This window comes from Cellulomonas sp. EB106-03-03-XG116 (genome assembly GCF_058792015.1).
In genome coordinates this window covers 15,349-29,517 of sequence record NZ_JBYTEP010000052.1, presented here as the reverse complement: position 1 = coordinate 29,517, position 14,169 = coordinate 15,349, and the positions used below count along the sequence as shown (strand labels likewise).

The following is a 14,169-nucleotide window of genomic DNA, read 5'->3' as shown; positions in this document are numbered from 1 at the left end:
GGCTGGACCCGCCCGGCGTGCTCGCGGGGCGCGCGGACCGGGGCGGCGCGCTCGGGGCGACGGGCGCCGCCGGAGCCCCGGGCGTCGCGGGAGCCCCGGGCGCGGTCGGCTGCACCGGGTCGGACGACGCCACCGCCTGCGCGGCGGGGTCCTCCTGACGCGTGCGCTCGACCTCGGCCAGCACGGCCAGCCGCACGGCGTCGGGCGCCGGCACGGCGACGGCCTCGCCGAGCACCGCGGCGGTCTCGCGCAGGGAGCGGGCCTCGCGCGCCGCGTCCGGGTCACGCGCGATCAGGTCGTCGACGCGGGTGCGCTCGGCGTCGTCGAGGGCGTCGAGCGCCCAGGCGCCGAGCAGCTCGCGGGTCGCGGCGTCGTCGGGCCGGCGCTCGCCGGGGCGCGGGGTCGGGGCGCTCACGCCGCCACCCCCAGGCAGTCGCGCAGCCGGGTGAGGCCGTCGCGGATGCGGCTCTTGACGGTGGGCAGCGGAGCCTCCAGGGACTCGGCGACCTCGCGGTACGTCCGCCCGTCGTAGTACGCGAGCACGACGGCCTCGCGCTGGGTGTCCGTCAGGCCGCCGAGGCAGTGCCGGACGCGCTCCGCCTCGAGGTTCGACTCGGCCTGCTCGGCGACGACGTCGAACGCGCGCGGGCGGTCGCCGTCGAGGACGGCCTGGTCGCGGGTGCGCTGGGCCTGCACCGCGCGGACGCGGTCCACGGCACGGCGGTGCGCCATCGTGGTCGCCCACGCGCGCGCCGAGCCGCGCCGGGCGTCCCACCGGGACGCGGTGCGCCAGATCTCCACCATGACCTCCTGGGTGACCTCCGCCGCGTGGTCCGGGTCGCGGAGCACGGCGAGCGCCGTGCCGTGCACGGCGGGGGACAGCATGTCGTAGAGCGCCGGGAAGGCGTCGCGGTCGCCGTCGGCGACGCGCGCCAGGGCGTCGTCGGCCGTCGCGCGGGCGGCGGGGCGGGAACCGGGGGAGGACACCGCAGCAGTCTGCCGCACCGGGCCCGGCCCGGCCCCCGGCGACCCGCCCGGCGCGGGCGTGACGCCGGCCCCGACGGGGAACGGGGCCGGCGTCACGGTCTGCGGGCCCGTCAGGGGACGAGCGCGGCCGCCAGCGAGTCGATGGCGCCCGCGAGGGTGGACACGTGCATGCCGAGCCCGGCCGCGACGTCGTCCGCCGGCAGCTCGCCGTTGCTGATCTCCTCGAAGAACGCCCCGGCCGCCGGGCGGTAGCCGTCGAGGTTCATCAGGGCCTCCTGCTGCCCGTCGGTGTCCCCGGTGGCGTCGGCGACGGCGTAGTCGACGAAGTAGCCGATGTGCTCGCGCCACAGGTCGAGGAACGCGGCGCCGTTCTCCTCGCCGGCGAGCGAGGTCACGGCGTCGGACAGCGCGACCGAGTTGGCGTCGAGCGTGGCGGCCGCGGCGGTGAACGCGGGGGACTCGACCCCGCCCTCGGCCGTGTAGGCCGTGAACACCGCGTAGGACGCCAGGTAGACGTGCTCCTGGAGCAGCGCGGTGAGCGCCGAACGGAGGGTCGAGGCGTCGTCCATCGCGTCGCCGGACAGGCCGGCGCCGGCGGCGAGGCCGGTCGCGATGGTGGCGGCGTCCATGCCGACGTGGTCGGCGGCGGCCTTCAGCGTGTCGGACGCGGTCGGCTCGCCGGCGGCGAGGGCGTCGATCGCGGCGGTGAGCGTCGTGACGTGCATGGTGAGCGCCTCGGCCACGGCGGCGGCCGGCAGGTTGCCGGCGCTGATCTGCTCGAAGAACGCGCCCGCCTGCGTCGTGTACCCGGCCAGCGACGCCTGCGCGGCGTCGGCGGCGGCCTGGTCGCCCGACTTCACCGCGACGGCGTAGTCGACGAAGTAGCCGATGTGCTCGTCCCACAGGTCGTGGAACGCGGTGCCCTGCTCCTCGCCGGCGAGCGAGCCCACCGCGTCCGCGAGGTCGTCGGTGTTGCCGTCGAGGGCGGCCTTGGCGGCCATGAACTCGTCGGAGTCGGCGCCTGCCGTGTAGGCGGTCGCCACGCCGATGCCCGTCAGGTAGACGTGCTCCTGGAGCAGCGCGGTCAGATCGGCGCGCAGGGTGGCGGCGTCGGAGTCGACCTCGCCGGCGGTGCCCGTGGCGGCGGCCAGGCCGGTCGCCAGGGTGAGCCCGGTCTCGGGCATGTGCGCGGCTGCGGTCCGGGCGTCGGCGAACGGGTCGCCGGTGCTGACCGGGGCGACGGCGTCCATGTCGCTCATGCCGGAGTGGTCCGAGCCGTCCATCGACGAGGAGGCGGACGGCGCGGTGCCGCTCGTCTCGTCGGTGCCGCTGCAGGCGGCCAGCGTCAGGCTCAGGGTGAGCCCGGCGGCCATCGCGGCCACGGCGTAGGTGCTGCGGTTGCGTCGCATCATCGCTCCTTGCGTCCCTCGGGTGTGAGTCACGAGGGGTTCGGAGCGGGTCGTCGCGCGGATGGGTGGGGAGGCCGGGAAGAGCGGGTGAACGGCTCCTACGCGGCCCCGTGCCAGGCCAGCGCCAGGACGACGTCCTCGGGTCGCTCCGCGTGCTCGGGAGCGGGCCCGCCGACGAAGCACCGGCACGGCCCGTCGCGGTGCACCAGCCCGGCGTGGGGACGGGCGACGCAGGGGGTGGGGCCGACGGCGGCGCTGAGCTCGTCGAAGGGGGTCCAGGCCGCGGGCAGCCGCGTCACCGTCGCGGCCGGGCGGCCGAGGTCGTCGAGGGTCATCCGGTCCCACCTCCGTGCTCCGGGCCTCCCGTGGGAGGGCCCCTGCGGCGCCGGCCGGGCCGACGTCGCCCCGCGGGCCGGGTCGGCCCGTGTGCTGCTGTCCATCGGACGGTCGCACGGGTTCCTGTGGCGTCAGGCGCATCTCGGTGGTATTTGGTGGGTGAAAAACCACACATGTGGTCGACATCACGGACGAATCGGACCCGTCCCGGTGGCGGGACCGGCCCCGGCGTGCCACGCGCGCCGGCCGCGCCCCCGGGGGTCAGCCCGCCAGCCGCACCGCCCGCCGCGCCGCCTGGACCGCGGGGTCGGGCACCGGCGCGGCCGCCAGCAGCCGCCGGGTGTAGTCGTGCTCCGGCGCCCCCAGCACGCGGCTGCGCTCGCCCACCTCGACGACCCGCCCGCGGTGCATGACGGCCACCCGGTCGGCCAGCTCGTCCACGACCGCGAGGTCGTGGCTGATGAACAGGCACGCGAACCGGAGCCGCTGCTGGATCGACCGGAACAGCTCGAGCACCGTGGCCTGCACGGACACGTCGAGCGCGGAGGTGGGCTCGTCGGCGATCAGCAGCTCCGGGTCGAGCGACACCGCGCGGGCGATCGACACCCGCTGCCGCTGCCCGCCGGACAGCTCGTGCGGGTACCGCGACGCCCAGGCCGCGGGGAGCTCGACCCCGTCCAGCAGCTCGGCGACCCGCGCGGCCAGGGCGGCACCCCGCAGCCCGGCGTGCACCCGCAGGGGCTCCGCGACGGACTCGCCGATCGTGTACCGCGGGTTGAGCGACGCGGCCGGGTTCTGGAACACGACGCCGATCCGGGTGCGGGCGGCCCGCACCGCGCGCGGGGTGTCCCGCCCGAGCCGGGTGCCGACGACCTCGACGGTGCCGGAGGTGAGGGGCGCGAGCCCGAGCGCGCACCGGCCGAGCGTCGACTTCCCGGAGCCCGACTCGCCGACCAGGGCCAGCATCTCGCCGGGCTGCACGCGCAGCGTGACGTCGTCGACGGCCCGGACGACGCGGCCGCGGCGGTTCCGGTACTCGACGACCAGGTTCTCGACGTTCAGCGCGGGCCGCTCGGCGGCGTCGGTGCCCGCCGGGCGCTCGTCGGCGCCGATCCGCGGCACGGCGTCCAGCAGCGTGCGGGTGTACGCCGCGGCGGGGGCGTCGAACAGGTCGACGACGTCGGCGGTCTCCACGACCTCGCCGTGCCGCATCACGACGACCCGGTCCGCCAGGTCCGCGACCACGCCCATGTCGTGCGTGATCAGCACCACCGCGGCCGACGTGCGGGCCCGCAGCCGGCGCAGGACGTCGAGGACCTCCTGCTGCACGGTGACGTCCAGCGCGGTGGTCGGCTCGTCGGCGATCAGCACCTCGGGGTCGCAGGCGAGGGCCATCGCGATCATGACCCGCTGCGCCTGCCCGCCGGACAGCTGGTGCGGGTAGAACCTCAGCCGGTCCTCGGGGTCGGGCAGCTCGACCATCCGCAGCAGCTCGACGGCGCGGGCGCGGGCCTCGTCGCGGGACAGGCCGGGCAGGTGCCGGCGGAGGGTCTCGCGCAGCTGGAACCCGACGGTGAAGACCGGGTCCAGCGCGTTCGACGGGTCCTGGAAGATCATCGCCACCCGGCGGCCCCGGACGTCGGACAGCGCCCGGTCGTCCAGGCCGACCAGCTCCAGGTCGCCGAGCCGCGCGCTGCCGGTGACCTGCGCGGTGCCCGGCAGCAGGCCGAGCACCGCGAGGGAGGACACGGACTTGCCGGAGCCGGACTCGCCGACGACGGCCAGCACCTCGCCGGCGTGCAGGTCGAACGAGACGCCGCGGACGGCGTGCACGTCGGGGCTGCGCCCGCGGTCGACGCGGAACGTGACGGTCAGGTCGCGGACGGACAGCACGGGGACGGCGTCGGGGGCGGTGCCGGTGGCGGCCGTGGCCGCGCCGGGGGTCGGGTCGGTCGTCACGGTTCTCCAGTCCCGGCCTGCGCGTCGCGGTAGGCCTCCCAGTCGGCGAGCATCTTGCGGTGGTACCCCGCGAGCCACTCCATGTAGTTGCGGGCGTTCCGCAGCCGGCGCTCCGGCCCCTCCGCCGGTCCGCCGGTGAGGGCCGCGTCGAGCACCCGCTGCAGCCGCGGCAGGTAGTTCCGCTCGCTCGCCAGCCAGCGCCCCCAGATGTCGTCCTCGACGCGGAAGTAGTGGTTCCGGTCGCCGCCGATCGCGTGCCGCTGGATGAAGCCCACCTCCACGAGCCGCCGGGTCGCGGTGGACACGGCCCCGGCGCTCGCGGTGAGCAGCTGCGCGATCTGCTGCGAGGACAGGTACGGGCGGTCGGCGATCATCAGCAGCCCGACCACGCGGCCCTCCATGCGGGCGCTGTTCGTGCCCTCCCAGGTGAGCGCGAACTGCTCGATCCACGCCAGCTGCTCCGGCGTCATCGTGAGGTCGGCGGCCGGTGCTGCGTCGTCGCTGGTCATGCCGGTCAGCCTAGGGACGCGGGGACGGCCGCACCGGCGTCCCGGCGGCGCGTCATCCCGGTGCGCCGGCGGCGGAACTCGTCGAGGGGCCAGGAGGTCATCCCGTTGCGCACCGCGGCGATCGCGCCGTCCGCCGTGCGCTCCACGACCACGTCCTCGCCCGCCGAGCCGAAGCCCGGCTGCCGGGTGGTGCCGAGCACGTCGCGGCCGCGGACGTGCAGCTCGTCGTACGCGGCCACCGGGTCCGGGGCGGCCGGGTGCAGCAGCAGGAGCCGGCCGCCGAGCTCGGCGATGTCGGTGATCCCCCACAGGGCGCCGAACCGGCCCGTGTACTCGGCGAGCGGCCGGGCGTCGGCGGCGGGCTCGGGCGCGTCGGCCGGCGGGTTGAGCGCGAGGTCGATCAGCTTGATCAGGCCGACGGCGATCGCGTCGGCCGGGCCGTCGATCGCGTTGGTCAGGACGCTGACGACGAGCCGCTGCTCCGGGTCGATGTAGGTCCGGGTGATGTGCCCGGGGTAGCCGCCCGAGTGCCCGACGACCTCGCGGTCGCCGATCGTGTGCAGGTCCAGGCCGATGCCGTACCGGCCCACCTCCTTGCCGTGCACCGTGACCACCGACTCCTGGCGGTGCAGCAGCCGCTTGCCCGCGTCGGACAGCAGGGACTCGTCGCCGTAGAAGTGCGCGGCGCCGAAGGCCGTCATGTCCCGGGCGGTGGAGTAGAAGCCGGTCGCGGCGGCCAGCGCGCGGGTGTCGACGTGCTCGATGGTCTCCCGGCGGTCGTCGGCGTCGAGGAGGGCGGTGTGCCCGGCGGCGTACCGGTCGGCGAGCCCCTCGTCGTACTCCGCGCCGGTGTCGGCCATGCCCAGCGGGTCGAGGACCGCGGCGCGCAGGTGGTCCCGGAACGGCTCGCCGGTCACGGCCTCCACGACCAGGCCGAGGATCCCGTACCCGTAGTTGGAGTACTTGAAGTGCTCGTTCGCCCCGTACACCTCCCCGGCGTCGAGCAGCTCGGCCAGCAGGGTCGGCTCGTCCGGGAACGGCCCGTCGAGCTGCCAGAAGTCGCCGCGCTCGCCGTCGCGGATCACGCCCGCCTGGTGGCCGAGCAGCTCGCGGACGGTGCGGGACCCGAGCGGGGACGCCGCCAGCCCGGCGACGTGCGTCCCGACGGTGTCGTCCAGCCGCAGCCGGCCCGTCTCGACCAGCCGCATGACCGCGGTCGCCGTGAACGACTTGGAGTGCGAGGCGATCCGGAACAGGTGGTCGGTGCGCAGCGGCTCGCCCGTGGCGACGTCGGCGGTGCCCCAGGCGTGGTCGAGCACCACGTCGTCGCCGGACCGGATCGCCACCTGGACGCCGACGGCGCGGCGGAACGCGCCCTGGAGGTCGACCCACGACGCGAGGTAGGGGGCGGCGGCGCGGAGGGTGGCGGTCGTGTCGGACATGCGGTGGGCCTCTCGGGACGGTGCGGGGTGGTGCTCGGTGCGGGCGGTGCGGGGCCTGGTCAGCCGCGCCCCTTCGGGTCGAGGACGTCCCGCAGGACGTCGCCGAGGGTGATCATCGCGAGGACGGTCACGGTCAGGAAGATGCTCGGGAACAGCAGCATGTGCGGGGACGTCTGGAAGTAGGTCTGCGCGCTGGACAGCTGCAGCCCCCAGGAGATCGACGGGGCGCGCAGGCCGAGGCCGAGGAAGGTCAGCGTCGACTCCGAGACGATGACGCCGCCGACCATCGTGGTCGCGACCGCCAGCACCGGGCCGATCGAGTTCGGCAGCACGTACCGCGCGATGATCCGGCGGTCCCGCAGGCCCATCGCCTTGGCCGCCTCCACGTACGGGGCGTCCCGCACGGCGCGGACCGAGCCGCGGACGAGCCGGGCCATGGTCGGCCAGGAGAACAGCGCGAGCACCAGGGCGACGGTCACGGCCGACCGGCTGCCGATCGAAGTGAGCACGACGACCGCGCCGAGCAGGAACGGGAAGCCGAGGAACACGTCGGTCAGCCGGGCGATCAGCCGGTCGGCGATCCCGCCGTAGAAGCCCGCCGCGGTGCCCACCACCAGGGCGACCAGCAGCGCGACCGCGGTGGCGAGCACGCCGACCGTCAGCGACGCCTGGGTGCCGTAGATGACGTTGGCGTACACGTCGCAGCCCTGGACGTCGGTGCCGAAGACGTGCTCGCCGCCCGGGCGCAGCGCGCTGTCGGACAGGTCGCAGGCCCGCGGGTCGGGCTGGCCGAACCAGCCGGCGAACCAGGACGGGGCTACCGCGATCAGCAGCAGCACGCCGAGCACGCCCGCGCAGAGCCAGAACAGCGGGCGGCGGCGCAGCGTGCGCCAGACGCCGCGGGGCGCCGCGGGGGCGTCCGCGTCGACCTCGGTGACCGCGGTGGCGGTGAGGGTGTCACTCATGGCGGATCCTCGGGTCGAGCACCGACGACAGCAGGTCCACGACCAGGTTCGTCAGCAGGAAGATGATGATCAGCGCGGTGGAGACGCCGACGACGGTCGGCCCCTCGTGCGCGCGGATCGCCTGGAACAGCAGCTGGCCGACGCCCGGCAGGTTGAACACGCCCTCCACGACGACGGTGCCGCCGAGCAGGAAGCCGAGGTCGATGGCCAGGAAGGTCAGCACCGGGATCGCCGAGTTCCGCATCACGTGCACGCCGACCACCTGCCGCTCCCGCAGGCCCTTGGCCCGCAGGGTCCGGACGAAGTCGGACTGCAGCGTGTCGACCACCGAGCCGCGCATCAGCCGGGTGACCGAGGCGAGGCCGAACACGGCGATCACGGCTGCGGGCAGCAGGTACGAGGTCGGCCAGCCGTCGCTCGTCCCGGCGACCGGGAACCAGCCGAGCCGGACGCCGAGCACGAGCTGCGCGGTCACCGCGACGACGAACACCGGGATGCTGGTCGCGAGGATGGTGCCCGCCAGGACGAACCGGTCGCCGGTGCGGCCGCGGCGCAGGCCGGCGAACAGGCCGAGCAGCACGCCGAGGACGACCTCGATGCCCCACGCGGTCAGCGCCAGGGTGATCGTCACCGGCCACCGGGACTCCATGCGGCCGGCGACGGACTGCCCGCTGAAGTTGGTGCCGAGGTCGCCGGTGAACAGCCCGCCGAGGTAGCGGGCGTACTGCTGGAGCACCGGCTCGTCCAGGTGGTACCGGGACCGCAGCTCGGCGACGACGTTGTCCGGCAGCGGCCGGTCGCCGCCGAGCGACCGGATCGGGTCGCCGGGCAGCGCGAACACCATGAGGTAGATGACCAGCGTGACGCCGAGGAACACGATCAGGAGCTCCACGGCGCGGCGCACCGCGTACCGGCTCATGCGCGCACCGCCCCGGGCCGGGCGGCGAGCACCTGCGACATCGCCAGCGTCGCGCCGTACTGCACGCCCACCAGCCGCTCGACCGGCAGCACGGTCAGGCCCGTGAGCGAGTCCGCCTCCGCGACCCAGTCGTCGTAGACCTCCCGAGCCCGGTCGGCGACCCGCCGGACCCGGGCCGTGGCGAGCCCGGCGTGCACCTCCGCGTCGAGCGCGCGCAGCAGCATGCCGCCGAACCGCAGCCGGAAGCACCGGACCACGTCCTCGTTGCTGAACACCTCGGCGGCGGTGGCCGCGCGGCGCAGCTCCGGGCGCTCGGCGCGCAGCAGCTCGGCGCGGCCGCCCTCGCCCATCATCGGCACGAACGCCTCGCTGGCCCGCAGGAACGGCGACCGCAGCGTGAGGTCGGGCCGGGCGTCCTCGAGCAGCCGCGTGAGGGTCGCGCCGAGGTCGACCAGCTCCGCGCCCTTGGCGCGCACGACGTCGGCGTAGTCGGCCGACGTCGGGGTGGTGTCGTCGGCCAGCGGGTGCGACCAGTACGGCAGCTCGGCGACCAGCGAGACGGTGCCGTGCCGGCGCGCGTAGGCGCTGGACGACTCGCCGCCGACCATCGTCGCCGCGGCCAGGCCCAGCGACTCCAGGTAGTCGTACTCCTCGCGGGTGCTGGACATGTGGAACACCGCCGGGGCGATCGACCGGATCGACGGGGACTCGGGCTCGCCGACGTCGAGCGGCAGGCCGAGCGTGCGGGGGACGGCGTGCAGCGCGTCGACGGCCCCCGGCACCTCCTCGGACAGGTAGTAGTAGACGCCGCCGAGCTCCGCGTTGTGCAGGCTGACCATGAGCTCCGGCCGCACGTCGTCGATGACGCGCATCAGCGCCTGGGTCTCGGGGATCACGTCGTCGAAGTACGCGTCCTTGTACGCGAACGGGAACGTCCACTCGACCTGCTCGGACGGGGCCGGCCGGTAGAACCGCCGCGAGTACGCGGTGCGGTCCGACGGGTCGGCGAACCACGACTCGTTCAGCCGGGTGCCGTCCGGGTCGATGCACGGGACCAGGTGCCAGGTCGCGCCGGACCGCGCGAGCAGGTCGGGGTCGGCCACGAGCTCGGCCGCGAGGTGCTGCAGGGTGCGGAACCCGATCGGCTCGTTCGGGTGCACGCCCGCGAACAGCAGGTGCGACCGCGGGCCGGAGCCGACGGAGAACATCGGGATCGGCTCGCCGAGGCGGGAGGTGCCGATCCGCCGCTCGGTGACGAGCCGCGGGTGGTCGGCCGCGAGGGTGCCGAACCAGGCCAGCAGCTCGTCGACCGGCGGGAAGCCGGACATCGGGGGGACCCGGCGGGCCCGCTCGAGGACGTCCTCGAGCGAGCCCGCCGGGAGGGTGCCCTGGCTCATGCGCCCTCGGCGAGGACGACCTGCGTGTAGGTCGGGTTGCCGACCGCCGACGTGGGCAGCTCGGCCACCCGGTCGGACACCACGTAGGAGTAGGTCTCGAAGAACAGCGGCGGGGCCGGGAAGTCCTCGAGGATCCGCTCCTGCACGGCCGCGTAGGCCTCGGCCGCGGCGTCCGCGTCCACCTCGGCGTCGGCGGCCGCGATCAGGTCGGTCACCTCGGGCTCGTAGTACGGGATGCAGTTCGGGCAGCCGCCGCCCTCGACGTAGAACGCCCGCAGGGTGTTCTGCTGGCTCGGGTACAGGGCGCCCCACCGGGAGAAGAACGGCCCGGCGATGTCGCCCGCCGTCCGCTTGTCGGCGAACTCGGCCCAGTCGGTGCTCGGGGTCGCGACCGCGTCCACGCCCAGGTTCTGCCGGAGCTGGTTGGCGATGGCCGTGTACAGCTCGTCCAGGCCGGAGCCGCCCGGGAAGTAGATGTCGATCGTGCCGGCGAACCCGCCGGCCTCCTCGAGCAGCGCCTTGGCGCCCTCGGGGTCGTACTCGCAGAGCTCCGCGCAGATCCCCTCGGGCGTGCCGGCCTCGACGGCCGGGGTCAGCGCGGTCGCCGGCGTGAACAGGCCGCCGTAGATGACGTCGTTGATCGTGTCCCGGTCGATCGCCATCGAGATCGCCTGGCGCACCCGGACGTCCGAGTAGCGGGCGTCCCACAGCGGCAGGCCGAGGTACGAGATGCCGGCGGCCTCGAAGGTGTAGAGCCGGTCGCCGAAGTCGGCCGAGGCCTGGGTCTGGCGCGCCACCGGGACGCCCGCGACGTCGATGTTGCCGGCCTGCACGTCGGTGTAGGCGGTGGTGGTGTCGGTGTACGGCACGAACGTGATCGCGTCGACCGTCGGGGCGGGGCCCTGGTAGTCGGCGTACGCCGTGACGGTCATCTCCTCGTTCTCGGCGTAGTCCGTCTCGACCTCGAACGGGCCGTTGCCGACCGGGTGCGTGTTGTACGCGTCGAAGTCGTCGAACGCGGACTCGGGCATCGGGTAGAACGCCGTCTGCGCCTGGCTGAGCTGCATGGGGAACTGGCCGTCGGGGCCGGTGAGCGTGACGGTGAACGTCGTGTCGTCGACGACGGCCAGGCCGGACATCTCGGTGGTCGTCGGCTCGCCCTCGGCGGGGTTGAGGTCGGCGTAGCCCACGACGTTCGCGAGCTGGCCGGAGTTCTCCCACGCGTTCGGGCCGTAGGCCACGGCGTTCCACGCGTCCACGTAGGACTGGGCGGTCACCGGCGTGCCGTCGTGGAACGTCCAGCCGTCCTTCAGCGTGATCGTCCAGGTGGTGCCGTCGTCCGACTCCACCGACTCGGCCGCGACGTAGGTCAGCTCGCCGGCGTCGTCGATCCAGGTCAGCGGGGCCCAGACGGCCATGTTGAAGTCGAAGGCGATCGACTGCCGGCCGGGGATCAGCTGGATCGGGTCGGTCACGGCGACGCGGATCGCGCCGCCGCCCGAGCCCGTCGCGCTGGTGTCGGCGGACTCGTCGCCACCGCCGCCGGAGCAGGCGGCCAGGGCGAGCGCCAGCACGGCGGCACCGGCCGCGAGCCGGATCCGGGTCGTTCTCATGGGTCCTCCACTGCAGGGGGAGCGGCGGCAGGGGCCGCCGGGCGGGGGAGTGCACGGCGAGCGGGGTCGGCGGCTCTGCCGGGTGGCCGGTCGCGCGGCGTCGGGGGTGGGACGGCGCGGGCCGGGGGCCGGGTCTGCGCCCGGCGGCGGTGCCGGACAGTCAACCCCGGGACCCCGTGGTGGAGTCAATAGCCGGGATGCTGAGAGTTCAGTAGGCAATGAAACTTTTACGTGCGCGACACAGGGCGAGGGTGCCCCCGGCGGGGTGCGTGGTGGTTCGATGGGCCGCGTGATCCACACGACCGACTACGTGCTGACCGACGAGGGGCGCGTGCGTGACCTGGTGCGCGCCCACGGGTGGGCGACGCTCGTCTCGGTCACCGACGACGGGCCGGTGGCCTCGCACGTGCCGGTGCTGCTCGCCGAGGACGTGGCGCTGCCGTCGGGCGGGGCCGCGGACGCGACGGCTCCGGCGGCGGCTCCCGCGGCGCGGCCCGCCCGGGACGCCCACGGCCTGCCCGACCGGTTCGCGGCCCCGACGGCCCCGCTCACGGTGCTCAGCCACCTGGGCCGGCCCGACGAGCTGCTGCACCAGGTCGGGTCCGGCCGGGAGCACCTGCTGGTCGTCGAGGGCCCGTACGGCTACGTGTCGCCCGGCTGGTACGGCTACGCGCCCGCCGTGCCGACCTGGAACTACCTCGCCGTGCACCTCTACGGCACGCTCGAGCTGCTCGACCCCGAGGACTCGTACGCCGTCATGGCCGCGACCGTCGACCGGTACGAGGCGCCGATGCCCGAGCCGGTCCGGATGCCCGACGTCGAGGGCTACGCGCGCCGGATCGCGCCCGGCGCCGTGGGGTTCCGGCTGGCGGTGACCCGGTGGCAGGGCAAGGCCAAGCTCAGCCAGGACAAGCCGCGCGCCGTGGCCGAGCGGGTCGTCGAGCACCTGGGGACCGACCCGCACTACGCCGAGCCGGCGCTCGCGGCCGAGATGCGGGCCGAGCTCGACCGCCGCCCGGACTGGACCTGACGCGCGGTCGGCCCGCGCACGACCCCGGGCCGGCGCCGGCGCCGGCCCCCTTCCCGAACGGAGACGACCCGTCGTGAGCACCGCACCGCTCGTCCTGACCCACGCCCGCCTGGTGGGCGCCGCCCGCACCGTCGACGTGCTGCTGCGCGACGGCCGGGTGCACGCCGTCGGGCCGGACCTCGCCCGCGGTGCGGGCGCGGGGGTCGAGCAGGTCGACCTCGGCGGCCGCACCGTCATGCCCGGCCTCTGGGACGCGCACACGCACATGACGCAGTGGGCGCTGGCCCGGCAGCGGCTCGACGTCTCGGCCGCGACCTCCGCGGCGCACGCGATCCGGATCGTCCTCGACCGGCTCGCCGCGCGCCCGCTCACCCCGGGCACCGCGCTGGTCGGCTACGGGTTCCGCGACGGGCTGTGGCCGGACGCCCCGACCGCGGAGCTGCTGGACGCCGCGGTGGGCGACGTGCCGGTGATCCTGGTGTCCGGGGACCTGCACTGCGCCTGGTTCAGCACCGCAGGCCTGCGGTACGCCGGGGTCTCCGGGCACGCGACCGGGCTGCTCCGCGAGGCCGAGTGGCTGCCGCTGACGAGCGTCGTCGACCACGTGCCCGACGCCGTCGCCGACGACTGGGTGGCCGACGCGTCCCGGGCCGCCGCCGCGCGCGGCGTGGTGGGCGTGGTCGAGCTCGAGATCACCGAGAACCTCACGCCGTGGCGCCGCCGGATCGCCGCGGGCAACGACGCGCTCCGGGTCCGCGCGGGCGTCTGGGAGCCGTACCTGGACCGCGTGCTGGCCGAGGAGCTGCGGTCCGGCGACGTCGTCGTCGGCACCGGCGGCCTGCTCCAGCAGGGGCCGCTCAAGGTGGTCACCGACGGCTCGCTCAACACCCGCACCGCGTTCTGCCACGACCCGTACCCGGGCCTGACCGGCGCCGACGCGCACGGCGTGCTGTCCGTGCCGCCGGAGCACCTGGTCCCGCTCATGGCGCACGCCACCCGCAAGGGCCTGACCTGCGCGATCCACGCCATCGGCGACCACGCGAACACGCTGGCGCTGGACGCGTTCGCGGCCTCCGGCGCCCGCGGCTCCGTCGAGCACGCCCAGCTGCTCACCGACGCGGACGTGGCGCGGTTCGCCTCGCTCGGCGTGGTGGCGTCGGTGCAGCCCGAGCACGCGATGGACGACCGCGACGTCGCCGACCGGCACTGGGCCGGCCGCACGGGCCGGGCGTTCGCGCTCGCGTCGCTCGCCGCCGCGGGCGTCGAGCTCGTCCTGGGCTCGGACGCCCCGGTGGCGCCCCTCGACCCGTGGGTCGCGGTGTCCGCGGCCGTCGAGCGGGCCCGCGACGGCCGCGAGCCCTGGCACCCGGAGCAGCGGCTCGACCTGCTCACCGCGCTGCGGTCGTCGGTCGACGGGCAGCCGCTGACGCTCGCCGTCGGCGCGCCGGCGGACCTGGCCGTGCTGGACGCCGACCCGCTGTCGGCGGGGGCGCCGCTGCGCGAGATGCCGGTCGCCGGGACGCTGCTGGCCGGACGGTGGACGCACCGGGGGTTCTGACGGCGCGGCCGGGTCCGGCCGCCTGGCGGGCCCCGGGCCTGGCCG

At 75.4% G+C, this 14,169-nt stretch carries 12 protein-coding genes and 1 pseudogene; 2 read left to right on the top strand and 11 right to left on the bottom strand.

Annotated elements, in window-relative coordinates:
* The 11 genes and pseudogenes from AC3WUG_RS16220 to AC3WUG_RS16170 form a co-directional block, all read right to left on the bottom strand.
* A pseudogene (locus AC3WUG_RS16220) lies at positions 1-415 on the bottom strand (hypothetical protein); the annotation flags it as partial.
* Positions 412-987 carry an ECF RNA polymerase sigma factor SigK gene (sigK, locus tag AC3WUG_RS16215; RefSeq protein ID WP_492328614.1) on the bottom strand — a complete coding sequence of 192 codons (576 nt, stop codon included), beginning with the start codon at positions 985-987 and terminating at the stop codon, positions 412-414. The gene sigK and the pseudogene AC3WUG_RS16220, both read right to left, overlap by 4 nt.
* Positions 988-1,097: 110 nt before the next feature.
* Positions 1,098-2,396 (bottom strand): hypothetical protein, encoded by a 1,299-nt coding sequence (locus AC3WUG_RS16210; protein ID WP_492328613.1) that lies wholly within the window; start codon positions 2,394-2,396, stop codon positions 1,098-1,100.
* 98 nt (positions 2,397-2,494) lie between these two features.
* Positions 2,495-2,731 carry a hypothetical protein gene (locus AC3WUG_RS16205; protein WP_492328612.1) on the bottom strand — a complete coding sequence of 79 codons (237 nt, stop codon included), beginning with the start codon at positions 2,729-2,731 and terminating at the stop codon, positions 2,495-2,497.
* Positions 2,732-2,993: 262 nt separating this feature from the next.
* Positions 2,994-4,691 carry a dipeptide ABC transporter ATP-binding protein gene (locus AC3WUG_RS16200; RefSeq protein WP_492328611.1) on the bottom strand — a complete coding sequence of 566 codons (1,698 nt, stop codon included), beginning with the start codon at positions 4,689-4,691 and terminating at the stop codon, positions 2,994-2,996.
* Positions 4,688-5,200 (bottom strand): GbsR/MarR family transcriptional regulator, encoded by a 513-nt coding sequence (locus tag AC3WUG_RS16195; RefSeq protein WP_210417383.1) that lies wholly within the window; start codon positions 5,198-5,200, stop codon positions 4,688-4,690. The genes AC3WUG_RS16200 and AC3WUG_RS16195 overlap by 4 nt, the downstream gene beginning before the upstream one ends.
* Positions 5,201-5,205: 5 nt before the next feature.
* The gene (locus AC3WUG_RS16190; RefSeq protein ID WP_492328610.1) at positions 5,206-6,642 is read right to left on the bottom strand and encodes a serine hydrolase domain-containing protein; all 1,437 of its coding nucleotides are present in this window, start codon (positions 6,640-6,642) and stop codon (positions 5,206-5,208) included.
* Between the two features lie 59 nt (positions 6,643-6,701).
* Positions 6,702-7,607 carry an ABC transporter permease gene (locus AC3WUG_RS16185; protein WP_492328609.1) on the bottom strand — a complete coding sequence of 302 codons (906 nt, stop codon included), beginning with the start codon at positions 7,605-7,607 and terminating at the stop codon, positions 6,702-6,704.
* Positions 7,600-8,526, bottom strand: coding sequence for an ABC transporter permease (locus tag AC3WUG_RS16180; RefSeq protein WP_492328608.1), 927 nt, complete (start codon positions 8,524-8,526; stop codon positions 7,600-7,602). Before AC3WUG_RS16180 ends, AC3WUG_RS16185 begins: the two co-directional genes overlap by 8 nt.
* Complete coding sequence (locus tag AC3WUG_RS16175; protein WP_492328607.1) at positions 8,523-9,923, bottom strand: M14 family zinc carboxypeptidase; 1,401 nt, start codon at positions 9,921-9,923, stop codon at positions 8,523-8,525. Before AC3WUG_RS16175 ends, AC3WUG_RS16180 begins: the two co-directional genes overlap by 4 nt.
* Positions 9,920-11,536, bottom strand: coding sequence for a peptide ABC transporter substrate-binding protein (locus AC3WUG_RS16170; protein ID WP_492328606.1), 1,617 nt, complete (start codon positions 11,534-11,536; stop codon positions 9,920-9,922). The genes AC3WUG_RS16175 and AC3WUG_RS16170 overlap by 4 nt, the downstream gene beginning before the upstream one ends.
* A 289-nt stretch (positions 11,537-11,825) precedes the next feature.
* On the opposite strand from AC3WUG_RS16170, the gene AC3WUG_RS16165 reads away from it, so the two are divergent.
* Positions 11,826-12,566 carry an FMN-binding negative transcriptional regulator gene (locus tag AC3WUG_RS16165; protein ID WP_492328605.1) on the top strand — a complete coding sequence of 247 codons (741 nt, stop codon included), beginning with the start codon at positions 11,826-11,828 and terminating at the stop codon, positions 12,564-12,566.
* A gap of 73 nt (positions 12,567-12,639) precedes the next feature.
* Positions 12,640-14,124, top strand: a complete 1,485-nt coding sequence (locus tag AC3WUG_RS16160; protein WP_492328604.1) for an amidohydrolase — start codon at positions 12,640-12,642, stop codon at positions 14,122-14,124.
* Positions 14,125-14,169 lie beyond the last annotated feature (45 nt).

What these genes read in the sequence shown, in the direction of transcription:
- AC3WUG_RS16210 (WP_492328613.1), bottom strand. Translation starts at nt 2,396, where the DNA reads ATGCGACGCAACCGCAGCACCTACGCCGTGGCCGCGATGGCCGCCGGG.
- AC3WUG_RS16205 (WP_492328612.1), bottom strand. Translation starts at nt 2,731, where the DNA reads ATGACCCTCGACGACCTCGGCCGCCCGGCCGCGACGGTGACGCGGCTG.
- AC3WUG_RS16195 (WP_210417383.1), bottom strand. Translation starts at nt 5,200, where the DNA reads ATGACCAGCGACGACGCAGCACCGGCCGCCGACCTCACGATGACGCCG.
- AC3WUG_RS16190 (WP_492328610.1), bottom strand. Translation starts at nt 6,642, where the DNA reads ATGTCCGACACGACCGCCACCCTCCGCGCCGCCGCCCCCTACCTCGCG.
- AC3WUG_RS16185 (WP_492328609.1), bottom strand. Translation starts at nt 7,607, where the DNA reads ATGAGTGACACCCTCACCGCCACCGCGGTCACCGAGGTCGACGCGGAC.
- AC3WUG_RS16180 (WP_492328608.1), bottom strand. Translation starts at nt 8,526, where the DNA reads ATGAGCCGGTACGCGGTGCGCCGCGCCGTGGAGCTCCTGATCGTGTTC.
- AC3WUG_RS16175 (WP_492328607.1), bottom strand. Translation starts at nt 9,923, where the DNA reads ATGAGCCAGGGCACCCTCCCGGCGGGCTCGCTCGAGGACGTCCTCGAG.
- AC3WUG_RS16170 (WP_492328606.1), bottom strand. Translation starts at nt 11,536, where the DNA reads ATGAGAACGACCCGGATCCGGCTCGCGGCCGGTGCCGCCGTGCTGGCG.